The organism is Peribacillus frigoritolerans (assembly GCF_030676415.1).
Lineage (GTDB): Bacteria > Bacillota > Bacilli > Bacillales > DSM-1321 > Peribacillus > Peribacillus frigoritolerans_A.
On the sequence record NZ_JAUUTW010000037.1, the window covers coordinates 13,767 to 40,209 of the forward strand.

A 26,443-nucleotide genomic window follows, 5' to 3' on the forward strand; every position below is an offset into this window, starting at 1 on the left:
AAAAACTTGTAAACGCTTTCTAAATGTGCAAAATGCAATTAAGAAAGCGTTGTGATTATTCATGATCTACGTTAGATTAAATAGACCACCAATCATCTAACTAGACTGTAGTCTGATATTAAACCACGCAGGAATATTCTGTCAATTATCATTTGGAGGTTTTATATGATTGAACCCAGAAAGAAACAGCTTAGGGGAGAAAAGACTCGTGAAAAAATTTTAAAAATATCTTTAAAGCTATTCAGCGAAAAAGGTTATGATAAAGTTACCGTTGACGAAATCGTGAAAAAAAGCGGCACATCAAAAGGGTCATTTTACCAACACTTTTCAGCGAAATCGGACATTTTTTTAGTGAGATTCATAGAAATCGATGATTACTATCGCGAAGTCTTCCGTTCGTTCCCAGTCGATATGGACGCTACCGGGAAATTGTTTATTTTCATACGCAAATTGATGCGTTTTCTGGAAGAAGAAATGGGCAAAGATTTAATGAAAGTGATTTACAGTTCCGCTTTAGATTCAAAAGAACATACCTACTTTTTAAATTCAAATCGCTCACTCTTCCAAATTATCCGTTCATTAATTGAAGAGGCGAAAGAACAAAACGCCATTGGCACTGACCAATCAGTTAACGAAATTTCACAACTTATCACCCAAAGCCTGATGGGAATCATCTATCATTGGGGATTAAACAACTCAGAACAAAGCTTGGAATCACTATCCATACCGCTAACCAAAACAATCATTAATGGGCTGAAAACTAAGAACTAATACATAAATCAAAAGATTCATTTTCAAAAAATCTGACATTTAATTCAATATTAACCCCAACCTCACTGAATGGTCAGGGTAACTCCATTAATCTATAAAGTTCATACATTTTTATTATTTCAATTGAGTGTCAGACATATTAAACGAGGAGTCGAAAGCCAGATATCATGAAACGATTTTTCTTTATCATCCTATATGCACTATTATTTGGATTATCACTGCAGGCTTTTAATTTCAAGCTTGACCACCCTATTGCAGAAGATATCAGCCGGCTGATGCCAGTTAAAATGAAAGCGATAAAGACAGAAGATAGTGAAGAAGCAATCAAAAAGGTCGTTTTGGATGCCGAAAAAAACGATGATCCCATTTCCATTGCCGGAATGCAGCATAGCCAAGGAGGTCAGACATTATATCCAAACGGGATCCTGCTCGATATGAAGCACTATGATGAAATACTTGATTTGGATGTAAAAGAAAAACGCATCACGGTCCAAAGCGGAGCAACCTGGGCTGCTCTCCAGGAATATATCAACCCATATGGACTTGCACTGAAGGTCAGTCAATCCCAAAACATTTTTACCATTGGCGGTTCTTTGAGCGTTAATGTCCATGGCCGCGATATCCGTCATCATGCCTTGATAGAAACCGTGGAATCTTTTAGATTGCTTAACGCAAAAGGAGAAATCCTAACAGTGAGCCGCGTAGAAAATTCGGAGCTCTTCCATTCGGTTATTGGCGGGTATGGTTTGTTTGGAGTAATTCTCGATGTAACACTCCACCTTACCGATGACGAACTTTATAAAATTAAAACCAAATCACTCCATTATGATGAATATACGTCGTACTTTAAAAGAGAAGTTCTCCAAAACGATGATGTTAAAATGCATCTGGCAAGAATATCGATCGCTCCTGGCTCCTATTTGGATGACATGTATGTAACGGATTATTATAGGGCGAATGACCAAACAAGGCTATCTAGCTACAATACTCTCAAACGGGAAACGATCATCGCCGTGCCTAAATTCTTTCTTGGCCTCTCACGTTATAATGACTGGGGTAAAAAAAGATTTTGGGAAACTCAAAAATCCTACACGGCCAATATTGATGGTAACTTGGTTTCAAGAAATAATGTGATGCGGTCGGACTCTGCCTTTATGGATTACAGCAACCCCACCAAAACTGAAGTACTGCAAGAATACTTCGTTCCGATTGATCAATTTGCTGATTATATCGATGATTTAAGAAGAACCTTATCTGATGAAAAAGATTTTAATTTATTAAATATTACAATTCGTTATGTGGAACATAATGATGAATCACTCATGTCCTATGCCAAGGATGATATGTTCGCTCTTGTAATGCTTATCAATCAAGGGACAGATAACGAAAGCAAGGAAAATACGGGAAGGGTCATCCGTAACATGATTGATGTGACGCTTGACCATAACGGCAGCTACTATTTGCCCTATTATGGGTATCCTACCAAGACACAATTATTTGAAGCGTATCCGCATACTGAGGAATTCTTTCGATTAAAGAAGAAATATGATCCTGATAATCGCTTCATGAATCTTTTCTATGAGGAGTATCATCCATGAATTATAAACGTTTTGTTTTTTATCAAGGCACTGTTGGAATGGCTGCCAGCATGATTTTCCCTTTTTATATTTTGCTAATCAAAAATGTAGGCACCAGTTATTCGCAATTCGGGTGGGCATATGGAATATTCTCATTGACTGCAGCACTTAGCTATCCTTTAATCGGAAAATTCACTGACAAAGCAGGTGACAAAGCATTTCTCCTTATCTACTCATGGGGGATGGCACTTATCCTTCTTGCCTTTCCTCTCGCATATGAAATTTGGCATGTCTATCTCCTGCAAATCTTTATGGGGATACTTGGCGCTGTACAAAAAAACACTGAGAAAACCGTACTTGCAAGATATGTTACGAAGAAAACAGCGGGTGAGGAAATTGGAAACTACCATGTTTGGACATCCATCGGTGCTGCAGCTGCGGTGATTGCAACCGGATATTTAGTCGACTTTTTAACGATCGGCAGCATCTTTTACCTTGCATCCTTAATGTTTGCCTGGAGTGGATTCATTATAATGAAGATGGAGAAAAATACTTCACTATCTAATGCAGAAAAAATAAAAATATAAGCATTTATTACTGGTTAGCGCCAATAAATCAGTTCCCCCTTTTAGTAGAAGAAGCATCTGCATTAACCTCAGCAGATACTTCTTCTACTATATAATCATTTGCGGATCAGAAAACAAAAAATGATCTTACGAAGAAATATTAAACCTGCTCCCCTTTACTCAATTTGGTTTCGTTAAATATACGAATTCTAAATTTACTGCGTTTATAAGTACAATTAAAGATAACGGACAATAGCACATATAATAAAATACTACTTTCTTATCAATTTGGTTATTATTTTTTCGTCTAAAAAAACCAATGACATCATTATTATACCCATTCCAATCAATTGATGAATAGACAACGCTTCATGTAAAAAGAAAAAGCCTAAAATCATTCCGATGACAGGCACTATATAATTACTAAATGACGAGAATAATGCGCCTTCTTGCCGAATCAGCCTATTAAATAACGCATAAACAACACCTGCATGGAAAATGCCTAAAATTGCTAAGTAGATAGATTGAGATCGTTCTATATCCAACTTGAAAGATTGCTCAATCAAAAGGGACATTGGGATGAGCACTGCACTGGCAATCAGTAATACATTTCTCATATGAATAATGGAAGATCCCTCGTTTAATTTCTCCATGATAATCAATGAAAATCCAAAACTCATGGCAGCCAATATCAATAGGATATTACCTTGAATACTGTTGAGAAGGTCTTGGAATCCTTGTGTTGGCCAGGAAAGGAAGACGATACCCGCAAATCCGAATAGGATACTTGTAATCTCCGGCATTGTGCTTTTTCTTTTGAAAAATGCTATTAAAAAGAGGATGGTAAAGACAGGAACCATTCCAATCAACATCGCTGCGATACTGCTAGGTACCGTTTTCTGGCCTTGTGCAATAAATGCGAATGGCAGTACAACTTCGAAAACCGCAATGATTATATACCATTTATAATAACTCCTATTTACTCTTCGCTCTTCTTTTGATAAAAAAAGACCAATGAAGAGTAAACAGATACCACCGATACATGCTTTGATGGCTGACAAAGTTATAACCCCAACATTATCTATAACTAATGCAATAAAGAAAAATTGAGATCCCCATATACAACTAATCAAGACTAACAACACATATTTATTCATTCACTTTACCTCCCTTTTCATCAATGGATCGGCAATAGTCTTACTGATATGTTTTGACCGATTTCCACCAAAATAGTTCGTGCCGATTACACCAACAAGAATAATCATTGCACCTATAACGTGATAATAATGAATGGATTCATGTAAGAAAATCACCCCTGCTATGATCGTAATCATTGTCGCTAAATTACTGAAAACGCTCATTTTAGATGCTGGTAATATAGATAATACATAGTTTGATAAAAAAGCAGTAAGCAGTGACGATAATGCACCAAGATATACGGTTGAAATGAGGAATGCACTACTTGTGAAGGGTAATAAAAAGCTACTAATAGATTGGTTAATGAAATGGTTGATGATGGCCATACTATTAAAAGCCACAAAACCAAAGAACGTCATCACATAAGTTAACGTAAATAGTGAATATCGCTTTGTTAACGTCCTCGCTACCACATTATAGAGAGCGGCAGCAATCGAGGATAATAAGATCAGGATCGTTCCTTTCAAACTGTGAGCCGCAAGTTGCAAGTCATTCATGACAAAGATAAAGATGACCCCCATCACAGATAAATAAAGAAAAAATTTCTGACCTCTACCAGCGTATTCTTTCAAAAATAATGAAGCTGATAATAACGTGAAAATTGGTATGGTCGCTTGGATGATCCCCGCTTCTGAAGATGAGGTATAAAAGAGTCCAAACACTTGAAATGTAAAGAATAAAATTGGATAAAGGAACACCAACGGAAGAATTTTCAAAGTATCCTTTGCACTCATTTTCACTGATGTCCTCCTATATAGTTTAAAAATTATAGCGATTAAAAAAGCCATCGTAAATCGATGTGCCAATGTATCTAGCGGACTAGCTTCCATTAATGATATTTTTGTAAAGATAAATGAAAATCCAATAATAATGGCATATACTATCGCCGCAAAATAGGCTTTTTTATTTTCTGGCATATTGAGTAAATCCTCCTTTTCAACACCCGGCCGGTTGTTAGTATCGTATTAAAAGTTCCACTGCGATACAATACAAATAAGAAGCATCTGTAACGGTACAGTTTTAGGAGGTATTCATGCTAAAATACGTAGTTTTGTTTAATGAATTTGAATCTCTCATCCAGAATGGACGGCTCAAAGCAGGCTTTAAACTCCCATCTATCCGTCAATTAAGCGATCAACATCAATGTAGTAAAAGTACAGTCTTGAAAGCCCTGCAAGAATTGGAAAAGAGGCATTTAATCTACGCGGTTCCTAAAAGTGGATATTATGTCGTTCAAAAAGAATTTGATGGTAAAAGCGAACCAACAACGGAAATCGACTTTGTTACCTCCGCTCCCGCTTGGCATCAATTTCCGTATCATGACTTTCAACATTGTATCAACAAAGCCATCGATACCTATCAGCAAGAATTGTTTATCTATGGCACTCCAAAAGGACTACCCTCTTTAATTAAAGTGATACAAAAACAATTAGAGCAGTATCAGGTTTTTGCAAAAGAAGAACAGATTTTCATTACTTCTGGCGTGCAGCAAGCACTTTCCTTATTAACGTTCATCCCCTTTCCAAATGAACGGACTCATATACTTGTTGAGCAGCCTAGTTATCATCTATTTGTGGAGCAATTGAGGGCGTACAAGATTTCCGTGCTAGGAATCCAACGAACAGCAGAAGGTATTGATTTAGGGGAATTGGAACGGATTTTTAGTGATCAGGAAATTAAATTCTTTTATACGATGCCTCGTTTTCATAATCCGTTAGGGACTTCTTACTCTAAAAAGGAAAGAGAGGAGATTCTGAAACTTGCAGTAAAGTATGGTGTCTATATTGTAGAAGATGATTATTTAGCAGATTTCGAAGAAAATATGAAGGTAGACCCTATTTTTTCCGAGGATACCCATAACATGGTCATTTATTTAAAAAGCTTCTCTAAAATAATGTTTCCAGGATTACGCATAGGTGTTGCCGTATTGCCTAAACCATTAGCGGACAGCTTCCAACTATATAAAAGAACAGCTGATATTGATAGTTCCATGATTTCACAAGCAGCCTTGGAAATCTACATAAAAAGCGGTATGTTTGAACGCCATAGAAACAAAGTGCGTATGTCCTATTTATTGCGTGCAAACTTGCTATATGATGCTCTAGAAAAGTACTCTGCTCCAGGCTTTTATCGCCCAGCATCCATATGTATGAACGCTCATATCGTATTGCCTCATCGTTTAAATAGTACTCATCTCATCAATAACTTACAGAATCAACAAGTACTGGTAGAGACGATGGGTCAAAATTATTTAGATGGCTTTCACCAGGAAAAAATATTAAAATTAAACGTGTCCAATACAAATATACAAAAACTTGACCAAGGAATAGCTCTCATTTTTAAAGAAATGTTTAACAAGCAGAACTATTACTTATAAAGCTTTTACATAAGGTTTATGGTCACTTTTCACTTAGAACATTAAACAAAAAGGCTTTATTAAGTAGTATTGTTGTTTTTTAGGTATAAAATATGGGAACGTCCGATTTAGACGTTCCCGTTCTTATTCCATTAAAGCCCCCTATAATGGAATAACTGTAAAGCTAATGAAGCTTTTTTAAAAGCTGCGTTTCCCTGGCCAAGCTCCTTGCATTTTACTAAGGAATACAATTTGCCCAATATGATATGCGTCGTGCATTGCTAAACTCTTCAGTTCAAGCACTAATGAATTATCTTCTCCTGGGATCTGTCTATACAAATCTTCATGTTCTGATTTTGCTAGTATTTTTCCAAGTTCACGATGAACATAAAAGTATTCTTGTTTTGTTTCCTTCCAATTTTCTAACGTCTCAGTTGGTAATCGAAATGTAGATTCATTATTTTCTGCCTGTGGTTCATTCGCTGTTTCACCAAGAAATCGCATCAGAAATCTCTTTTCATAGAAAAGTAAATGACAAACTAATTCCCAAATGGAATTCATTGCCCCATCAGCTGGTTTCCAAATTGCCTGTTCAAAAGTAATATCCTCTAGCACTTTTTCAAGTGGTGGAAACCAGTCTTCTTCATCTAAGCAGCTTGCCCATTGTTGTAACAAAAGTGTCTTTACATCCATTTTCTATTCCCTCCAATTTAATCCCTTTAATAGATAATCCCTTTGTCAACATTCATTTGCGGCGTGTTGTAGATAGCTCACTAATTAAGGTGTCATGCCAATTCCTTGTTCAATTAAACTGGCCCTTTAACGGAACAACGAATGTTCCGTTATTTGGAAAATTCTGATAACCTTAGTTTATCATAAGTTGTGTTAACTGAGAAAGAACAACTATCTAAAACCATTTTGGTTATCGTAAAGTTATCTTTTATATGTTCGATCAAATCAAATAACAATATTATTCTTTAAAGCCAACAAAAAAGAGCCAATTAGAATTGGCTCTCAACAAGGTTGCTCTTATCAGTCCTCGTTATTTATAAAATTTTATACGATCCTCAAGTGGTTTGAATTCTTTATCACCCGGTTGAGCTGTTGGATTTCCAAATGGCATTTGTGCAATCAATTTCCAATTACTTGGAACATCCCATTCTTTTTTCACTTCATCATCAATTAAAGGATTATAATGCTGTAAAGTTGCTCCTAATCCTTCTGCTTCAAGTGCAGTCCAAACAACTAATTGGTGCATGCCTGATGTTTGTTGTGACCAGATTGGGAAGTTATCGGCATAAGTTGCAAATTGTTCTTGAAGTGATTTCACAACAGATTCATCTTCAAAGAATAATATTGACCCATATCCCGCTTTAAACGAATCCATTTTTTGTTGAGTGCCAGAGAAATCTCCCTCACCTACCGCTTTCCTTAAAGCCTGCGTCGTAATATCCCATAATTTATCATGTGCCGAACCTGTCAAAACAACAAGGCGGGATGATTGGGAATTAAAAGCCGATGGCGTATGTTTTACCGCAAATTCAACAATTTCTTTAATTTTCTCATCCGATACTTGGACCTCTTTATTAATTCCATAATATGAACGTCTCTCTTTAATGGCCGTGTAAAAATCTTTTGTCATGAGTCATTCCTCCAGTGCGTTTTTCTATTTCAAATGATTATTACATTTTACATTTTTTATTTATACCTGATTTAGTATGGGCATAAACCGACATATCATTCGTTAAAGATTGTCAATTATTCTTTAATGATTTCCTTGGTGCTTCTCACTGTATCAATGGGACGGACCAACTTTTCGATTTGATCCCTTTTCGGTTCTAAGAACGGTGGTAAAGATAACTTTTCCCCAAGCGTTTCATACGGCTCATCCCCCATAAATCCAGGACCATCCGTGGCAAACTCGAATAAAATTTGCGGCGCCACTCGCACGTAAAGCGACTCAAAAAAGTGACGATCAACATAACCAGACGTATGAAATTGGAAGCTTTCCATTCGTTTGATCCATTCTTCCAGAACGGAACGGTCTTCAACACGGAAGGCTGTATGGTGAACAGTCCCAAAACCCTGACGTGCCTGAGGAAGGATCGAATTATGCTCGACAATCACTTGTGCACCATTCCCACCTTCGCCTACTTCAAATAAGTGAAATGATCCTTCCTTGTCTATTTCTTCGAATAATAGGACTTTTTCCATCATTTCTTTAAAGTAATCGAAGTTGGCGATCCGAATGAAAATTGGTCCTAATCCTGTAATAGCGTATTCTAGAGGAATCGGTCCTTTTTGCCAAGGAATCCCAGCTGCAACTCCCTCATTATTTTCGTCTGAGATCAATTGATATTGCTGATCATCAAAATCCACAAATGAGATGATCTTTTTGCCAAATTGTTCTTGGATTCCTGTATTCCTTACTTCTAAACGGTCGAAGCGCTTAACCCAATACTCCAATGCTGCATCATTCGGTACACGGAAGGATGTTTTTGAAATCTCATTAGTCCCATGCACTCCTTTAGGAATACCAGGAAAATCGAAGAATGTCATGTCAGTGCCTGGACCGCCAACATCGTCGGCAAAAAACAGGTGATAGGTTTGGATATCATCTTGATTAACTGTTTTCTTGACTAAACGCATGCCTAATATATTTGTGAAAAATTCATAATTCTTTTCTGCACTACTTGTTATGGCCGTTACGTGGTGTATACCTTTTAATCCATTCATAAATTATTCCTCCCATTAAAACGATTCAATATTTGAATGTTCAGCTTTTTCATTAACCCCCTATATTTTTCCTTCAAGAATGGTGGCTATTCATTAAAGGCGTTTGTATAAGGTTTTACATACATTTTTATTATCTTGAATTAAATTATCTTTACTTAAGGATAATTTATCATGAATAACATTCACTGTCAACAACATTACTTCAAATTAAAATATCTCAAAATCGAAATAATTTCAGGCGAAAAAACACCACTTTCAATTTTCCTTTCTAAATAGGAGAAATTAATTCTAAATATTCTTCGAAAAAATGTCCATTCTAAAGCAAATGCCATCTGTATAAGGGTTAATGTCTATAGCTATAATAGCGGCAAAGACAATCAATCACTTCTTTGGCAAAATCGAATCAGAATAAGTACTATCGCACCTGTTCGTATTATAAGGTCAGCCAGAAAATATTTCTGGTTGACCATTTTTTATATCGATATATGATAACCGTGACCGTGGTAGAACGTCCGCACCTATGGGACTTGATCCCGTCAACTAAACAGTTCGCCCCCTACTTGTGGAAACATGATTGAGGCTGGTTGGAACTATGATCTCGTATAACAAGCGAAGCTATGATACTGCAAGAAGGAATTGGGGTACCGGTGATTTTATATTAGAAGGAGATAATTTATGAATCCAGTTGTTGGTCTGGATATTTCAAAAGGGGAAAGTCAGGTTCAAGCATTTTTGGATAAAGGTAAACCTTATCAAAAGAGTTTTAAAATAACTCATACTATTGAGGGGCTTTACTTGTAGCGTTTCTTGAGGATGTAAAGAAAGAGTCTGGTCAAGAAGCCTTCAGTCGTTTTAGAAGCCACTGGACATCATTATCAAACTCCAGTCGATTACCCTTATTAAACATTGCTGCTCGTTAGTTGAAGAAGATCCCAAAGGATCGAATGAATACTGTATAAAAATAATTTTCGAAAGTACACCAAAAGGCCAAACCCTTTTCTACCAAGGGTTTGGCCTTTATTCATTTTTTATCGGTTATGCATGATTTAAAGAAATTTCAAATAACATTGTGACTAATTAAAGTCGAATTTGTCCGTCTCCATTGACATAATATTTTGTCGTCGTTAAAGCTGGTAACCCCATTGGTCCTCTTACATGTAGCTTTTGTGTTGAAATGCCAATTTCGGCACCATATCCAAATTCAAAGCCATCTGTAAAGCGTGTTGAGGCATTATGATAGACAACTGCTGCATCAATATCATTTAAGAATTGTTCAACATTCTTTGGCGTTTCCGACACAATACACTCGGAATGTTTTGTACCATATTGATTAATATGAGCAATGGCTTCTTTAACACTATTTACAGTTTTCACACTGATGATTAAATCTGAAAATTCTTTTGCATAATGTCCCTCTGTTGCTTTGAGGGCTGTTGGAAATGCTTTACAAACTTTTTCATCTCCATAAATTTTAACCCCAGCAATTGATACCGTTTCAAGTAGTTCTTTCCCATAATTATTAAAGAATTCATCATGGATTAATAAACTTTCAATTGCATTACATACTGATGGACGCTGAGTTTTAGCATTTAGTACGATTGGTCTTACAATATCGTATTTTGCGGTTGCATCAACAAAAACATGGCAGTTACCAGCCCCTGTTTCAATAACAGGCACACTTGCTTCACGTACCACTAAATCAATTAAATCATTGCCTCCACGAGGAATTAAAAGGTCCAAATACTCTGTTAAGTTAAATAATGTTTTAGCAGTTTCTCTTGACGTATCCTCGATTAAAAGTACCGCACTTTGAGGGAATTGCACACGTTCTAATGCTTGATGTATAGACGTAACTAAAGCTATATTGGAGTGTTTTGCTGAACTAGAGCCACGCAGTAGAACAGTATTTCCTGTTTTTAAAGACAGCGTAGCTGCATCAATGGTTACATTCGGACGGGCTTCATAGATCATACCGAGGACACCAAGTGGTACACGTCGCTTACTAATAATCAGTCCATTATCCTTATTTATGCGTTCCAATTCTTCTCCTATTGGATCGGGCAAATCAATTACAAAATGAATTGCATCACTCATGGCTTTAACCCGTTCTGGATTCAGCATAAGACGATCGATTATGGACTCAGATAACCCTAATTTTTGACTATATTCAATGTCTTTTGCATTTTCTTTTAGTATAGACGCTTGATCTATTAGTAATTGCTCTGCAATTGCTAATAGTGCTGTATTTTTTTCTTCAGTTGTTTTATTTTGCATTTCTAAACTTGCTTCTTTTGCAAGCTTTGCTTTATAAATGACTTCATTCTCAATAGCTGTACTCATCGATTTTACCTCCTATACATTTAAGTAATTTACTAATGATGAAGAAAATTTAAAAGCATATTTCTTTAAAATCTTCTCATTTTTTATGACGGAAAGCACTTGCTGAAAGCCTTGAACAGCTTTAACTGGCCTTTTGTGCGAACTTTACCTGACATGACGGCTGATAATATCCCTGTTTCTTTGGCCATCAGCCGAATCCATGTTTGACTGTCTGCAATAAGTTGGAAATCTGCATCCCCGATATGTCCCTTTTCCACAGTAAGGGTCTTGTTCTTAATGATAACCGTTGCTTGAGCATCTTCTTCTCCAGTAAATGTAAAATGATAGGTAGCAGCTAAATCTTTTGCTTGATTTCTTTGAAACATATGAGGAAGCACTTGCAAAAACGCCCGGATTGATTTCGATCGTAAGCCGTTGCTCACCGGCCGAACTTGTTTATGGGGAAAACGTTTTTTGACATGATCCTCAGCGTCGGAATTCGGCACTACATACACCATTTCGCTTTTATCCTGCAATGGTTTGACAACTTCCTTCAAAAATTTCTTACGATCGTCAAGAAACTCACCAATTACATCTTCTCCAGCAGGACAAACGGACAAACAGTAAGCCGCTTTATAGTTAGCTCCAAAAGAAAGACTCTGCCACATAGATGCTGTTTCTGCATCATTTACTTTGTCCCTGTATGCTTTAGAGTTTTTGCTGTCGGCAATATTCTTCACCCAATCGGTGAAGCCGCCGGAAAATTCTCTATAGTTGTGCGTATAACAGGCGGAGAAATTAAAATGACCATCAGCGCCAATGGCTCCTACCGGGCAGGCAGCTACGCACAATTTGCACTCCAAACACGGATTATAGTCAATGGGCTGACTTTCCGAAGTCATATCTGCATTTGTAAGGATCGTACCTAACAAAATAAAGTTGCCGAACTTGGGATGAATGACATTTCTATGGATGCCAATTTGTCCGAGTCCAGCCGCAACCGCAATTGGTTTATGTGAGATGACCCATGCTTTTCCGGTACTTTCCTGCTCCATCGGGAATCCTGCTGGCGGATTCAATGCTTTGATCCCTTGCTCTTCAAGCTCTTTCACGATTTCATGTCCGATATACGTTACGTTATCTACAACATGATGAAATTCCGTATTCGCAATGGATCGAGCTGTCGAACGCAAGGGCTCGCGGTTCATTTTACAGACGAAACTAATAAGCGTCCTGGCTTCAGGAAACAGATTAAAAATTTCTTTTCGTTGGTCCTCAAGTTCGTTTCGGTCAATAGAGACGAATCCAACATCGTCTGCTCCTGCATGTAGACATAAATTCCGCAACCATTGTGTATCTATGGGCCTGCCTTCGGTTCCCTGCATAATTTCCTTTTTCTTGTAATATTGTTTTACGGTAGGATGATCATTTATTGTCACCTTTTTCAAAGCACTCAACTCCTTAGTCGTTCAATTTAACGCCCATCCGTCAGTACTACCCTGTTTGATGGCCTGTCCAATCATTCGAAGTCGTGCATTCCATACAGACTTCGTAAAATTGATTTTTAGTTCTAGCGTTGTGAATGTCTCCCCTTCGCTGAGGGTAGATGTGTAGGCTATTCTCATCGCTGTATCAGTAGCATCTCAAAGTACGCCGTCGTGAAGCTTTCTACCAAGGCTCACAGAACTTGTACGGAAAGCCTATCGAACGGTCAAGACTTAAAGTTTCTTTCTTCTTGCCCATCGATGATCAGACGACATCCACTATGACAGCATCCTTGTCAGATTTCGTAGTATCGCCTTCTAAGTATTATAGATAGTTAATGAGACCGTTCGGTCTTTTTTAGAGTGAAAAAAAAAGCCATCTCCGGCTTCTTTTTTAGACTGCTAGGCACAGTTCTGAGCAAGAAACGATCTAAGATGATGCACAGCTCTTTTCATGTACTCTTGGTTCTTGTAAAGTTTGCTAAGTGCTAGCGCCCCCTCCAGCGTGGAGATAAACACGGTCGCCACAAACTCGGGATCCACTCCTTGTTTAACCTCACCCTTCTTTATGCCTTCCTGAACAAGATTACGAACCATTCCGAGCAAACCATCCATTGCTTCACGGACTTTTTCTTGAAGCAATAGGTCTGCGTCATCTGCCTCAATGGCAGCATTCATAATCGGGCAACCTCCCGGAAACAATTCTCTTTCAGCTATCCCCTCGAATACGGAAATAATGGAAAGAAGACGTTCCATGCATCCTTGTTTGCCTGCCATTGCTTCAGAGAAAAAATGACTCATCGTGTCAATAGAAAAGGAAAAAGCGCTCAACATTATTTCCTCTTTATTTTCGAAATGGTTATAAATCCCTCCTTTTCGAAGACCAGTCTCGTGCATGATGTCGGATATAGAAGATGCCCTATATCCTTGGCTATTAAAAAGTTTCGATGCTTTTTCTAAGATCAGGGCTTTAGTCTGTTCTCCCTTGCGAGTAACCATGAATCTATTTGCCTCCGTTTGAAAAAAGTTTACGAATTTTATAAGACCATTCGGTCTTTTTTTATTGTACAATTAGGTAGTATCTTTGTAAAGTACAAATAATAATAGGCATATAAAAAGGCAGCAAGTTTGTCTGAACGCGGTAACCTTAAAGAAACAGGTACAAAGAAAACATGCTAGGCCCCCAATGATTCCACAAAATCACTTGCTTAAAACCAACGCAAATTATCAGTCAAAGTTACACCCTAAACAATTAGTGTACCAAAAACGGACGGATGTGGTACAAAAATAGATTTTTATAAAAATGATCTGTTACTTTTCATTTGTTTTGTCGTTTTTTAAATACATTTTTCATACTTAAATAACAAAAGCTTTTCAGTTAGCTGAACTTCTCCTATTTTTTCATAGCCAAATTTCTCATAAAAATATTGATTTCTTTTGTTTAAATATGGAGTATATAAACGCCAAATTTTTATCAATGGAAATTCAGCCTCCATTAATTTCATTATCTTTGTTCCTAGACCTTTATTTTGATATTCGTTTGCTATGAATAGTTTGTCTAATAACAGTATATTTTCTTTTTTACGGAGATCTATTCCACCGATAATGTTGTTATTTGACCATATTGTGTAATGAATAGAGTGTTCTATATTTTCGATTAATTTCTCAGGTGTCTCATTTACAGGAGTTGTATCGTGGTCTTGGTATAACTTATAGTCTTCTGCAAAAGCCTTTTTCTGAATAGACAACAACATATCTACTTCAGTTATACTTGTTCTTTTGGTGGTAATTTCCATCTGTGATGCACACCCTTTATTTAAATTTTTATGATAATTACTATTTAATCTTATATTTTTTGTTCAATTGAACTGCCCCGTAGTTTAAATAAGAAACTACAACTGTTTATAAACAAACTCTCTGTACTTTATAAAATTTTGCTTTTTATAAAAGTCCTTTGCAACACTGTTCTCAAACCAATAATCTAATTCTATTAAATCTATTCCTCGATCCTTCGCAATTTCATATATACATTCCATAAGACTTGAACCATAACCCTTATTCCTCTTTGTATCCACTATGCTGATGTACATAAACGGACTTATATCCTATTTTAAATACATTTTCCGGATGTTCTCTTATCTCTATCCAAGCATAGCCAAGTGCTTCTTCATTATCTTCTAACAAAAGGAAAATGAAACTTTCGTTATTAATCAGACTTTTGAAGACTTCCTTCACATTCTCATAGTTATATTCCTTAAAGTATTTAGGGTATAAATTTGAATGTAAATCGTGTACATATTTATTTAATTTAGCGACCGATTTAAAATTCCTGGTTTGACTAATTTTCATAACAAATCCCTCATCTATCTTTCACTATTTTAAATAATTGTACCTTTTTATGTAATTCGAGGGAAATTTTTAATATTTTCCTTATAGAACTATCCTGCCCCGATAGTTGCATAAAGAAAAAGCTGCCTTAAAGACAACTCCGATCCTAAGCTAAAGCACCCGTTCGTATTATAAGGTCAGCCAGAAAATATTTCTGGTTGACCATTTTTTATATCGATATATGCTAAACGGTAGCCGGGGTAGAACGTAAGCACCCGTGGGGCTTGATCCCGTCAGCTAAACAGTTCGCCCCCCTACTTGTAGAAACATGATTGAGGCTGGTTGGGACTAGGATCTCGTATAACAAGCGAAGCTATGATACTACAAGAAGGATTCAGGGGTACCAGTAATATTCTTAGGAGGAGATAATAAATGAATCCAGTAGTTAGTCTGGATGTAGCAAAAGGTGAAAGTAAGGTTCAAGCATTCATGGATAAAAAGAAGCCGTACAAAAGAAGCTTTAAAGTAACACATACTCTTGAAGGATTAGCTAATCTTCTTAACTTTATTAGAGAAGTAGAAGTGGTATCAGGAAAACGGCCTCCCATTGTATTAGAATCCACTGGACATTATCATACACCAGTTTTACAGTATTTCGAGGATAGAGGGAATTTATTGATTATCGTGAACCCACTCATATCACATCGAGCTAAAGAGTTCCAGTTTACGCAAGGTAAAGACTGATATCATGGACGTTTATCACCTCTGCGAGCATATGGCTGTTAAATGTGCTATTCGTGATTGTCGCAAGAAGAAAACGACAGATGAAATCATCCCTCGTAACAAGCGATTGCGAGAGTTTTATGATAAGAAACGTGAAGAAGGAAAGCCCTTTAAAGTAGCTGTGATAGCATGTGCCAATAAACTCTTACATTGGATTTATGCACTTATAAAAAGCAAATCACCTTTCCAAGATCTTGCCTAGTTTAAAAGTATAACTAATACGTCCAGAACTTTCCAAACATACAAACTTGGAAAGTTATTTGGTATGCACAAATTTAGTATAGCATGAAATATTTTAAGGTTTTATTGGAAAATATTGATAAACTATTGGCTGGTTTAGTTCAAGTAGGCACTAGTGAAACTTTTATTTATCTACTCCTGCATCTATTTTCCAGCTATTTTGCAACTTCCGGATATAAATGATCTGACCAATGTGATATGCGTTATGAGTTGACGCATTTCCGAGTATTGCCCACCATTTCACGTGTCCAGGATAACCATTAACTTCTCTCTCAACTTTTTCTTCAGATAATAACTCTTGCCAACGTAAAAGCACCTCTAATAGTTGTTTTTTTAAGTCAGCAAAAGTATGATTTTCAGGAATAATAAAGCTGTTATTATTATTTCCAATTGAAGGCACAGCATCAACGTGAGATTTTTGGTACCTTGTTTGCCATGTTTGATTCCAATATAGTAGATGCTGCACAATTTCAGCAATACTATTACTTTCTTCGTTTGGCTTCCAAAATGCATGTTCCTCAGACAATCTTTCTACTGAATCTGAAAATGGTAGGTACCAACTTGGGTCATTAGCATTTGCCAACAACTGATCCGATAAAACATCTTTTGCATGAACCATAACAAACACTCCTAATTTTTATATACTGTTTTTTCTAAATCTTTAAACAATGTCATCTTATTATATTCTACATAGTATATTGATTGTCCTGTTCTTATTAAGCTAACCTGCCCTTTAGTTGCATAAAAAAAGCTGCCTTAAAGACAGCTCCGCTCTTTAGCTAACGCACCTGTTTAAGAAGAACATTGTATAAAACTACCACATTGCACTTCCCAACATAATCATGCCAATAAATCCATATATACAACTGTAACTCCCAAACCATACAAAAATAAGTTATCTTTTTTAAATAGTCTGATCAGTTCAAAGAAAGAAATGACAATCCGTATAACCAACAACAGTCCAAATATACATAAAAATGACACCCCGATAGTCATTGGAATCTCTGTAACTAACCTCATACCATCTGACTCATCATTTGAGATTACCCCAATCCCCATTCCAATATAAATCCACAAAAATGACCTCAATATCAATGTAAAAAATAAAATGTAGTAACGATGAACATTAGGTGCTAAAGAAGAATCCACAGACGTTATCCATTTTATAAAATACTTGATACATAACCTACACGAAATAATAGGATGTAGCCACGCAAATATAAAATCTGTTTCATCGTCCTTAACATAAGAATTCTTTCCAAATGTCATTTTAATTATATTTGATTCGTTTTTCTTCTTTTTCTCCCTTTTCATCTTCAACAACCAATCTAATAGTGATAGTATAATTCGATATTCTTCAATCGAAATTATATCATAAACGAGAATAAAACTTTTTCTGTGTTAAAGAGTCATTTATGTATAAAACAACATTAAATCACTTGTTTCCTTATTCAACTAACCTGCCCCGTTAGTGACATAAGAAAAAGGCTGCCTCAGCAACCTTCCTTATTGAAGAAAAGCACCCGTTAGCCATCCATGAATCGCAAAAATCGGCGATTCACCACAAAGAATGAAAATGGTTAGGAAGTGTCAATACTGATACTGACCTTAATCCAGTCAACCCTAATCCATAGTCTAATTAATTAACGCTCTCCTCTTTTTTTAAACGATTGAGTAGGGTCGTCTTAAGTATTGTCATTTTTCATTTTTAAAGAAACTTATTTTTTCATGGTAGTTCATTAAGAAAATCGATTCTTATTAAAGAATCGCGCCTTTTAATTGATTTGTCTTTAATTGTTGTCCCTTCCTACTTTTTGAAAAACATCTAGAGTATACTGAACACTAAAACTCTTACAATAAGGTTCTCCCTTATTTAGAAATGCTTGATCCTGACTTTTCTCTTTTGAAACATACAGACCTAAGACTAGATTCATATGAGGATCTCCTCTTCACATAAATACAAAATTAGTCGGTAAACAAAAAGTTATTAAAATCAAAAGAATATTTTTCAAAATTGGAAATTTCCTTTTGTTTATAAAATACTGTTGCTCCAATCTTTTAGGGTTTTAGCTTATAATAACGGAGTTTAGTCGGCAGTATCTATCCCATCACATATATTATGTTAGGTATATGGATGAATTCTTTTGTGTTCGTTGAAAAGATATTAGCCCCATTACAAACAAAGCGAGTACAGAACATGTCGCATACATGATTGAGAATGATCCAAATTGAACGATGAATCCCATCATAAGACTCCCTAAAGAAAAGCCTAAGTCATATGAAGCGAGAAAGACACCGAGTAGAATATGTTTGGACTTTGTTGGTACTACAAATGAAATATAAGTGGTTAAAGAGGGATATAGCATTGCAGATGACAATCCATTAAATAAAGCTGCAACATATATGAAAGGTCCAATCATGAAACCACCAGCAAGAATTGTTGTTCCCACAAAAGAAGAAAGTAAGACAAGCACGATAAATTTCGGATGCCACTTACCATCTGATGGAATACGTTTTCGTAGGATAAAACGACTTCCAACCACAACAATTGATTGTAAGAATAAATAAAGTACTGCATTCCCTACATTTTCATTAACCATATACAAAGGTAAAAATGTTGAAATCGCTCCAAATATACAAGCACCTACCAGCATGGTAATTGAAGAAATAATCAATCCCTTGTGATGTCTTGCTTCCTTGAGAGCATACATCATTTCAAGTGACGTAAATGACGCATTCGGTTGTTTTGTTTTTGGCAAAGGTGAACGAACAAAAATGAACAGTGGAAAAATTGCTAAAGCTACGATAAATAGTTGTAAATATATCTTATCTGCCTGCGACCATAACAGTAATGCAAGAGCTGGTCCATATAAACTCGGCATAACGGATGATAAAGAATACAACGACATACCTTGTCCACGTTCTTCCTCTCGAAGTGTTTCTGAAATTCCCATTTGAATAGCCATTGAGAAAAAGGCCGTTACTACGCCTTGTAGGACGCGTACAACATATAAGCTATCAATACCATAAGTAATATAAATTAACAATGTAGCTACGTGCCCTATTAAAAGCCATTTCATAATTGTACATACACTATACTTAGCGACCATTTGCCCTGCCCATGGTCTTAAAAACATACATACAAGCATATATAAACCCATTATGATGCCGATTTCGCCTTCTAACATACCACTAGTGGAGGCCTGTAAAGGGAAGATGACTGTTAAAACAGAACTAGCTGTAAAAAAAAGCATAGAAAGTATATACACTTGAATCATCTGAAATGATAACGGTGTATATTTCACATGAATTTCCTCCCTTATCCTTACTATCTCATTTACCATACAGAATCTTAAATTTAGTTGTCAAACGAAATAGTAGACTTATAAACTTTTCCTGTCATTTGAATTAACATTCATCTTCCTCTTCCATGGGGAATACATAGTGGTGTTCCATATGGTGAATCCACTGTGACTTCACAATTCATTTGAAGTACTGTAATTGAATGCTTAAATAAGGTCTAGCATCAATCTAAGGATTTCTTTGTCACCCACATTGAAACAACACTTCTGTTAACTAATAATTTGCGAAAAAAGAGCAAAAACCAGAAAGTATGAATATACTTTCCGGTTTTTCCCTAAAGTGATAGAACCTTTGAAATTTTACTTACTAGTCATGATCTCTTCAAGTTCATCTAACATTTTGTTAGCTGCAATTACACCGCCAGCAGTATTCCAAACGGCGTCACTCACCTCATATGCATTTCCTTTTTTTACTGCATTTAGATTATTCCAAAGAGCTTCACTTGTCCATTCTTTTGCAGTATCTGTTGCTTCTTTATCTCCATCTGGAGCATATGTGAAGTAGAATAGAATATCTCCATCCATTTTAGGAATAACTTCTTTTTCGACTTGCAAAGAAAAATTACCAAGCTTATTGTCAGCGTTAAATAATTCTTTTTGTTGCTCAGCACGTTTAAATCCTAATTGGTCAAAAATCACGCCTGAAAATGAATCTGTGTAATAAATATATGAAGTGCCTGCTAGGAAACGCACAACAGATACTTCTTGGTTTACCTTATCACCTAGCTTTTCTTTTACATCTGCAATGTGTTCATTGAATTGCTGTAATACTTCATTCCCTTTATCCTCTTGATTAATTGCTTTTGCATATAGACTGAAATTTTCTTTCCAATTCCCTGTTAAAGTTTCAGAAAAAACAGTTGGAGCAATTGCACTTAATTTATCGTAAATGGCTTCTTGACGTACCTTATTCCCTATAATTAGGTCTGGTTTTAAAGCTGCTATTTTTTCCAAATTAACTTCAAGCTCAGTCCCTACAATTTCCACACCATCCATGTCATCTTTAATATGATCGTACCATGGATCACCAAGCCAAGATTTCACAGCACCTACAGGTTTTACGTCCATTGCTAAAAGTGCTTCTGTTCCTTCATTTGTTAAAACGACAACACGCTTTGGATTTTCAGAAATCGTTGTTTCACCCATAGCATGTCTAACAGTATACGATTGTTCTTCTTTTTCAGAAGACTTTGTGTTTTTTGTTCCAGCTTCATTGTTACCACAAGCTGCTAAACAAACTAAGCAAAAGACTGATAACAATAGAAAAATAGTTTTTGAATATGTACTTATTGTAAATCTCATTGTAAACCTCCTTGTGCAATTAAATGATAATGATTATCATAATCATTCATGTTACTGTACCAATATACATTTTGTCAATTAAATATTGATATAAAGAAATATAAAGTCATTGAAATTTACTATTAAAAATGTAAAAAAGGCACTACTTAAATTGTAGTACCTCCTTTTAAAGTTCTTTATATTTTAAAGAATGTAAACAAAGTGATATTGGGGATTTAATCCAAAGATATGTTAGTACATTAAGTTCTCCTATTGATTCCTTTTTAGAGGAGCACATTCTCAATTCCGTATTTTATACAATCAGTTACAACTCTGAAGTTGCAGGTTATTATGCCATACATAGTAACCAGAACCTAACTCAATTTTATTTAGATTTATCATACTACAAAAAATCCCAAGAGATTTTTGACAATGTTCTTAAGGATCATTCAATTCTGTCAATACTGGTTCCAACATGCGACGAACTTTTTTTAAGTTTGGTATTAGATCATGATTATAAGATCGAAAAACAAGATTACTTTTTCCAAGATAACAAAGTGGAAATTCCAAAGGGAAAATTATTTAAAGATGGGGAATTCAGAGCTGCGGTGCCTAGCGATGCTACAAAAATAACTGAGGTATGTCAGTACTTCATTGATAAAGTGGAGGAACGTATTGAAAATAGGGAAATATTCACCTACACCAAAGGAAGTATTCTGCTTGGAATAGGGATTATAGAAACAAGTAAGTTACTTGATAGATATGGAAATATCGGCATGTTTACAAATGAACAATACAGAAAAAAAGGAATAGGCAGAACGATAATTCATCATTTAAAGGAATGGTGTTATGACAATAATCTAAATCCAATTTGCGGTTGTTGGTATTTTAACACTCCCTCGAAACAAACGTTAGAAAGTGCTGGTATGGTCTCTAAAACAAGATTATTAAATATCAAAGTCCTATAGATTTTTAAATGAATGAATTTATAGCTAATCTTGAGTGATTCAAGAATCGGGCGCGATTGCTAAACGATGAGCAGTCGCTTTTTACTAGGTGGAACCGAATAGTTCTATAAATGATTGGATGTAAATAATTAAAAAACCCAGCTAATCTTCTCATGTGAAGGTAGCTGGGTTTTAAAGTTGGATGTGCAAAATACCACTTAAAATATACGCAAAAAATCTCCTAAAGTGACAACTCTAATTATAGTAATCTTAAGAACAAAAGCATCCCAATAGGGTAAACCTATTGGGATGCTTTTGTTCTATATATGATGATTCTTATTTACCTAAGAGTGTTGGAACGGTAACAAATTCATAGCCCTGTGCACGTAATTGGTCAATGATTTGAGGCAATGCCTTAACAGTTTCAAATTGCCCGGATGCATGGTAGTTATGTTGAAGGACTATGACCCCAGGGCTTGCATTTTGCTTCACTCTTGATAGAATATCTTCGGCAGACACTCCGCTCCAATCCATTGTATCTGCCGTCCACATGATCGAACGGTATCCACGATTATTAAGCAATGCTACCTGTTGATCTTGAATTTCACCATATGGGGGGCGGAATAAATCTGTTTTTAACCCTGTAATTTTCTCAATTTCTGCGGTAGTGAACTGTATGTTTTCGATAAATTGTTGGTTCGTGAGATTTGGTAAATGCGGGTGATCCCAAGTGTGGTTGCCTATTGCATGTCCCTCTCTGTAAATTTGTTTTAGAAGTTCAGGATACTCCCTTGCCTGCTTCCCTACAACAAAGAAAGTTGCCTTCACACCTTTTTGTCTTAAGATATCTAAAATTTGCGGAGTATAGATATCTTCTGGACCGTCGTCAAAAGTAAGGGCGATTCTTTTCTTACTGGGATTACCCATATAAATCATTTCATTTTTTATTGGAACATTTATTATTTGTCCAGGATAAATCCAATGAGGATTTTTAATTTGGGGGTTAGCTGCTCGTATTAACTCAGGTATAGAAACACCGAGTTTAATTGAAATATTATAAAGTGTTTCCCCTTTACTAATGTACGTTTTAGGAACTTCTAATTGTTGTCCTGGCTCAAGTATAGTAGATAGTAATTTGTTCAGGTTTACCACCTTATCTACTGATGTTCCATACTTGTCGGAAATTTTCGAAAGGGTATCTCCCGGTTGAACTGTGTAAGTTACAGCCATTGCAGGTTTTCCGAAAATAGGAAGAAAAACTAAGAGAAATACTATTAAACCGATCACTTTTTTAAGCATGATTTCACCACGTCCTGATCACAATACTTTTGAAACACTGCACTTTCATGAAAAATAGAAAGCGAACTTCTAAACTATTAACTACTTGGAATCTTTAACCCATCTCATTGCGGATGATAGGCAACCCTTTTACAAGGAAAAAATAAAACGCCCTCCATATAAGGAGGACGGAAAATCATCGTCGATAAAATCATAGCACACTATAGTGACAAAACAATACAGTCATATTATCTAAAAAAAGCCTCATTGTGTGTAGGGCAACCTAATTATCCGAAGGAAATTTTCCCATTTTTTTCGACACATATCCTCAAAATACGTCAAAATTCGTAGGTATTTGGTATTCTTTTACCATTGCACCCTCGTAAATAAATATTCTTTATGCAAGTATATTAGTATAGTGAGATTATTTTTTCATTACTAATGTCAATGAAGGAGTGTTTTTTTGGATATTTTTGTCGAATTTTTGTTATTTTTATGTATTGTGTTTCCTGTGCTTCATTTATTTCATTGTTTACCGTGGTTTCGTGAACAAAACGAAGGGCTCAAACAAAACCTTAAAATAGATAAGGGAATTAGCATCTTAGTCCCATGTTACAACGAACAGGGAATTATAGAAACTTCGATTAAGAGCATGAAATCGTTATCTTATTCTCAATTTGAGGTCATTTATATCAATGACGGTTCAACGGACGCCACAATGATTCTTTTGAATAAATTTCTAAAGTTAAGACCATGTTCTAAATCTCCGCTCAAAAGACTGTCTCATAAAAAAGTTGAGGAATTTTATCAGTCCGAGCTGTACCCTAATATTTACGTCTTAGATAAATTGAATGGCGGAAAAGCAGATTCATTAAATGCAGGGATTGAATATTCCAGTCAAAGTTTAGTGATCACATTAGATGCCGACACCATTTTGACAAATCAGGCCTTATCAGTTGTTAACGATACTTTTGAGGATAAGGATGTCGTTGCAGCCGGCGGAATGGTGCATGTTTTGCAAACAAAAACAGCTAAACCTTTAAATTGCTTGTCTTTTCTCCATGCAAACATGCTAATACGAGTTCAAACTTTGGATTTCCTAAAAGCATTCTATATTACAAAGATGTCTCTTTCACGCTTTCATGCTCTAGCAATCATATCGGGAGCATTTGGTATTTTCAAGAAACAAGTGCTTCTAGATGTGGGTGGTTACCGATCAACAATAGGAGAAGACATTGACATCACGCTGCGCATCCATAGGCACATATCGAAACATAAAAACAAGAAAATTATTTTTATACCGGAAGCTATTTGTTATACCGAATTGCCTGAAACCTGGAAGGATTTAATCAAGCAGCGCGTACGCTGGCAAAAAGCATTTATTGATTGCTTTATCCATTTCCGGTCCTTTTTTGGAAAAACTTTATTTACTAAAGCCGTCTCATTTTTTTATATATTTGAGTCATTTCTAGTAGGCACCATCGCTCCTTATGTAATGACAGGTATAGTTGTGCTAAATGGGATCTTAAACCCTCCATCTTCCTATGTTCATTACATATTATTTTATTTGCTTTACATTTTTTTATTTGGAATAGCGTATGACTTGGTGGCAATTGGAATGGGAAAGTATTACGGGTTTTCGTTTCAAAAGAAGGATGCATCCCGCTTACTATTTGCCATCATCTTTGATATTTATGTTTATCGATTTGTAACGATGTACATCGTATTGTATGGAAGTATTTCTTATTTCTTTAACAAAAAATGGAATAAAGTTGCTCGAACAGGACGAAATTATCAAACTGATTCTAAACCTGATTCTAAACCTGCAGCATAGTCATTATTATTTTGAAAATGTTTTTTATAACTAACAAGTAACAAAAAACTGTGAAAATGCTCAATTTAAATAGTTTTTAAAGTGAGGTTCAAAATGGGTACTAGAAAGAGAAAAAAAGTTCTACTAATGATTTTAACAATAATTTGTGTATTAATTATAGGGTCAGGCAGTTATACATATTATTTATGGCACATGGTAACGTCAACAGTAGCAAATATTGAAGAAAATATCGATCGTGATAAATCTGAAAAACGATTAGAAAAAATTAACTTCAAAGAAGGTGATCCGATAACTGTTTTGCTAATGGGGATTGATAATCCAGCAGGTCAAAAACGTGGGCGGTCCGATTCATTAATCTTATTAACGATTAACCCTCACTCCGAATCGATGCACATGGTAAGCATTCCTCGCGATACGTACACAAAGATAAAAGGGAGCTGGAAGACAGACAAAATTAACCACGCTTATGCGATCGGCGGCACTGAGATGACCATTCGTTCTGTGGAAAATCTCTTAGATGTTCCTGTTGATTATTTTGTGAAGGTAAATATGAAAAGTTTTAAAGAAATTGTTGATACAGTAGGAGGAGTGGAAGTAAATAATGATTTAGATTTCACTTATTACAGTGTGCACTACCCAAAAGGTCGTCTCCATTTGGATGGTGAAAGAGCACTGAGGTATTCTCGGATGAGAAGTAAAGATCCGCGGGGAGACTTCGGCCGGCAAATACGACAACGTCAAGTAATTGAAGCTATAATACAAAAAGGCGCAAACATATCCTCTATCACGAAATTTGGCGAGATGGTTAAAGTCGTTGAAAATAACGTAAAAACGAACTTGACTTTCGATGATATGTGGGAGATTCAATCAAATTATAAAGATGCTCGGAAAAATATAGAGCAGCACAAAATTGAAGGAAAAAGTAAGGAAATAAAGGGTACTTACTATTATATACCTGATAAGGAAAACCTTCGTACAGTTTCTAATGAACTGAAAAAACACATTGAGATTAACAATAAAACTCCGTAATAATTATTTAATCATTTGTTAATTCAGTTCTGGTGCAAAACCACTCGCTAGAAACATAGAGTATCCATTTCCTTTAAATTACTAGCTTATGAAGCTAACCCGAACAGATTATAGATGAATACTTTTGGACAGAGAGCGTATTTTAAAAAAATGTTCTGGTGCAAAAACTCCAAGATAATTGCAATTAATCCCTAAATCATGGACATTTTTTTGGTTTAAGTCTCTGTTATCAAACTGTTATTTTTCATTAACTAAACTGTAAACAAGCTATGATATGGTAGATACTCCAAGGAATTTCCTTTAGTAAAAAGCCGGTAATCCTTTATCAGAGGAAAGCCGGCTTTTTCATTCAAAG

At 35.8% G+C, this 26,443-nt stretch carries 23 protein-coding genes and 3 pseudogenes; 10 read left to right on the forward strand and 16 right to left on the reverse strand.

Annotation, left to right across the window (positions count from 1 at the left end):
* Positions 1 to 165 precede the first annotated feature (165 nt).
* The 3 genes from Q8G36_RS24150 to Q8G36_RS24160 all read left to right on the forward strand — a co-directional run bounded on the left by Q8G36_RS24150 (position 166) and on the right by Q8G36_RS24160 (position 2,935).
* Positions 166 to 771: a TetR/AcrR family transcriptional regulator gene (locus tag Q8G36_RS24150; RefSeq protein ID WP_305162375.1), complete on the forward strand. Its 606-nt coding sequence runs from the start codon at positions 166 to 168 to the stop codon at positions 769 to 771.
* A gap of 167 nt (positions 772 to 938) precedes the next feature.
* Positions 939 to 2,369, forward strand: coding sequence for an FAD-binding oxidoreductase (locus Q8G36_RS24155; protein WP_305162376.1), 1,431 nt, complete (start codon positions 939 to 941; stop codon positions 2,367 to 2,369).
* On the forward strand, positions 2,366 to 2,935 hold the full coding sequence (locus tag Q8G36_RS24160; RefSeq protein WP_305162377.1) for an MFS transporter: 570 nt from the start codon (positions 2,366 to 2,368) through the stop codon (positions 2,933 to 2,935). Before Q8G36_RS24155 ends, Q8G36_RS24160 begins: the two co-directional genes overlap by 4 nt.
* Before the next feature lie 251 nt (positions 2,936 to 3,186).
* Here Q8G36_RS24160 and Q8G36_RS24165 read toward each other — a convergent pair whose 3' ends face one another.
* The gene (locus Q8G36_RS24165) at positions 3,187 to 4,071 is read right to left on the reverse strand and encodes a DMT family transporter (protein WP_305162379.1); all 885 of its coding nucleotides are present in this window, start codon (positions 4,069 to 4,071) and stop codon (positions 3,187 to 3,189) included.
* Positions 4,072 to 5,028 carry a DMT family transporter gene (locus tag Q8G36_RS24170; protein ID WP_305162380.1) on the reverse strand — a complete coding sequence of 319 codons (957 nt, stop codon included), beginning with the start codon at positions 5,026 to 5,028 and terminating at the stop codon, positions 4,072 to 4,074.
* 116 nt (positions 5,029 to 5,144) lie between these two features.
* Between Q8G36_RS24170 and Q8G36_RS24175 the strand changes: the two genes are divergently transcribed.
* Entirely contained in the window at positions 5,145 to 6,488 is a 1,344-nt protein-coding gene (locus Q8G36_RS24175) for a PLP-dependent aminotransferase family protein (protein WP_305162381.1), read from the forward strand.
* Positions 6,489 to 6,665: 177 nt separating this feature from the next.
* On the opposite strand, the gene Q8G36_RS24180 is transcribed toward Q8G36_RS24175, so the two are convergent.
* The 3 genes from Q8G36_RS24180 to Q8G36_RS24190 form a co-directional block, all read right to left on the reverse strand.
* The gene (locus Q8G36_RS24180; protein ID WP_148358009.1) at positions 6,666 to 7,160 is read right to left on the reverse strand and encodes a DinB family protein; all 495 of its coding nucleotides are present in this window, start codon (positions 7,158 to 7,160) and stop codon (positions 6,666 to 6,668) included.
* Between the two features lie 349 nt (positions 7,161 to 7,509).
* The gene (locus Q8G36_RS24185) at positions 7,510 to 8,109 is read right to left on the reverse strand and encodes a nitroreductase family protein (protein WP_283902323.1); all 600 of its coding nucleotides are present in this window, start codon (positions 8,107 to 8,109) and stop codon (positions 7,510 to 7,512) included.
* A 116-nt stretch (positions 8,110 to 8,225) separates the two neighbouring features.
* Positions 8,226 to 9,203, reverse strand: coding sequence for a ring-cleaving dioxygenase (locus tag Q8G36_RS24190; protein WP_305162382.1), 978 nt, complete (start codon positions 9,201 to 9,203; stop codon positions 8,226 to 8,228).
* A gap of 675 nt (positions 9,204 to 9,878) precedes the next feature.
* Between Q8G36_RS24190 and Q8G36_RS24195 the strand changes: the two are divergent.
* Positions 9,879 to 10,097 (forward strand): annotated as a pseudogene (locus tag Q8G36_RS24195) (IS110 family transposase); the annotation flags it as partial.
* A 183-nt stretch (positions 10,098 to 10,280) separates the two neighbouring features.
* Here the strand turns inward: Q8G36_RS24195 and Q8G36_RS24200 are convergent.
* The 6 genes from Q8G36_RS24200 to Q8G36_RS24225 form a co-directional block, all read right to left on the reverse strand.
* A complete protein-coding gene (locus tag Q8G36_RS24200; RefSeq protein WP_305162383.1) occupies positions 10,281 to 11,543 on the reverse strand; it encodes a glutamate-5-semialdehyde dehydrogenase in 1,263 nt (420 codons plus the stop codon).
* Positions 11,544 to 11,626: 83 nt separating this feature from the next.
* Entirely contained in the window at positions 11,627 to 12,961 is a 1,335-nt protein-coding gene (locus Q8G36_RS24205; RefSeq protein WP_305162401.1) for an SCP2 sterol-binding domain-containing protein, read from the reverse strand.
* Positions 12,962 to 13,408: 447 nt separating this feature from the next.
* Positions 13,409 to 14,005 carry a TetR/AcrR family transcriptional regulator gene (locus tag Q8G36_RS24210; protein WP_305162384.1) on the reverse strand — a complete coding sequence of 199 codons (597 nt, stop codon included), beginning with the start codon at positions 14,003 to 14,005 and terminating at the stop codon, positions 13,409 to 13,411.
* Positions 14,006 to 14,343: 338 nt separating this feature from the next.
* The gene (locus Q8G36_RS24215) at positions 14,344 to 14,802 is read right to left on the reverse strand and encodes a GNAT family N-acetyltransferase (RefSeq protein WP_305162385.1); all 459 of its coding nucleotides are present in this window, start codon (positions 14,800 to 14,802) and stop codon (positions 14,344 to 14,346) included.
* Positions 14,803 to 14,898: 96 nt separating this feature from the next.
* Positions 14,899 to 15,096 (reverse strand): GNAT family N-acetyltransferase, encoded by a 198-nt coding sequence (locus tag Q8G36_RS24220; RefSeq protein WP_336622988.1) that lies wholly within the window; start codon positions 15,094 to 15,096, stop codon positions 14,899 to 14,901.
* A complete protein-coding gene (locus Q8G36_RS24225; RefSeq protein WP_305162386.1) occupies positions 15,062 to 15,355 on the reverse strand; it encodes a hypothetical protein in 294 nt (97 codons plus the stop codon). Before Q8G36_RS24225 ends, Q8G36_RS24220 begins: the two co-directional genes overlap by 35 nt.
* A gap of 411 nt (positions 15,356 to 15,766) precedes the next feature.
* On the opposite strand from Q8G36_RS24225, the pseudogene Q8G36_RS24230 reads away from it, so the two are divergent.
* Positions 15,767 to 16,319: pseudogene (locus Q8G36_RS24230) on the forward strand (IS110 family transposase).
* A gap of 162 nt (positions 16,320 to 16,481) precedes the next feature.
* Here Q8G36_RS24230 and Q8G36_RS24235 read toward each other — a convergent pair.
* The 4 genes from Q8G36_RS24235 to Q8G36_RS24250 all read right to left on the reverse strand — a co-directional run bounded on the left by Q8G36_RS24235 (position 16,482) and on the right by Q8G36_RS24250 (position 21,021).
* On the reverse strand, positions 16,482 to 16,976 hold the full coding sequence (locus Q8G36_RS24235) for a DinB family protein (RefSeq protein WP_305162387.1): 495 nt from the start codon (positions 16,974 to 16,976) through the stop codon (positions 16,482 to 16,484).
* A gap of 221 nt (positions 16,977 to 17,197) precedes the next feature.
* A complete protein-coding gene (locus Q8G36_RS24240; protein ID WP_305162388.1) occupies positions 17,198 to 17,671 on the reverse strand; it encodes a hypothetical protein in 474 nt (157 codons plus the stop codon).
* Between the two features lie 803 nt (positions 17,672 to 18,474).
* Complete coding sequence (gene cntE / locus Q8G36_RS24245) at positions 18,475 to 19,662, reverse strand: staphylopine family metallophore export MFS transporter CntE (RefSeq protein ID WP_305162389.1); 1,188 nt, start codon at positions 19,660 to 19,662, stop codon at positions 18,475 to 18,477.
* A gap of 357 nt (positions 19,663 to 20,019) precedes the next feature.
* Positions 20,020 to 21,021 (reverse strand): ABC transporter substrate-binding protein, encoded by a 1,002-nt coding sequence (locus Q8G36_RS24250; protein WP_305162390.1) that lies wholly within the window; start codon positions 21,019 to 21,021, stop codon positions 20,020 to 20,022.
* A 206-nt stretch (positions 21,022 to 21,227) separates the two neighbouring features.
* Here Q8G36_RS24250 and Q8G36_RS24255 point away from each other — a divergent pair.
* Both Q8G36_RS24255 and Q8G36_RS24260 read left to right on the forward strand, forming a co-directional pair.
* A pseudogene (locus Q8G36_RS24255) lies at positions 21,228 to 21,542 on the forward strand (GNAT family N-acetyltransferase); the annotation flags it as partial.
* Positions 21,543 to 21,557: 15 nt separating this feature from the next.
* Positions 21,558 to 21,968, forward strand: a complete 411-nt coding sequence (locus Q8G36_RS24260) for a GNAT family N-acetyltransferase (protein WP_305275245.1) — start codon at positions 21,558 to 21,560, stop codon at positions 21,966 to 21,968.
* Positions 21,969 to 22,283: 315 nt separating this feature from the next.
* On the opposite strand, the gene Q8G36_RS24265 is transcribed toward Q8G36_RS24260, so the two are convergent.
* Positions 22,284 to 23,246: a polysaccharide deacetylase family protein gene (locus Q8G36_RS24265; protein WP_305162391.1), complete on the reverse strand. Its 963-nt coding sequence runs from the start codon at positions 23,244 to 23,246 to the stop codon at positions 22,284 to 22,286.
* 442 nt (positions 23,247 to 23,688) lie between these two features.
* Between Q8G36_RS24265 and Q8G36_RS24270 the strand changes: the two genes are divergently transcribed.
* Complete coding sequence (locus tag Q8G36_RS24270) at positions 23,689 to 25,059, forward strand: glycosyltransferase family 2 protein (RefSeq protein WP_305162392.1); 1,371 nt, start codon at positions 23,689 to 23,691, stop codon at positions 25,057 to 25,059.
* 93 nt (positions 25,060 to 25,152) lie between these two features.
* Positions 25,153 to 26,088, forward strand: coding sequence for a LytR family transcriptional regulator (locus Q8G36_RS24275; protein WP_305162393.1), 936 nt, complete (start codon positions 25,153 to 25,155; stop codon positions 26,086 to 26,088).
* Positions 26,089 to 26,443 lie beyond the last annotated feature (355 nt).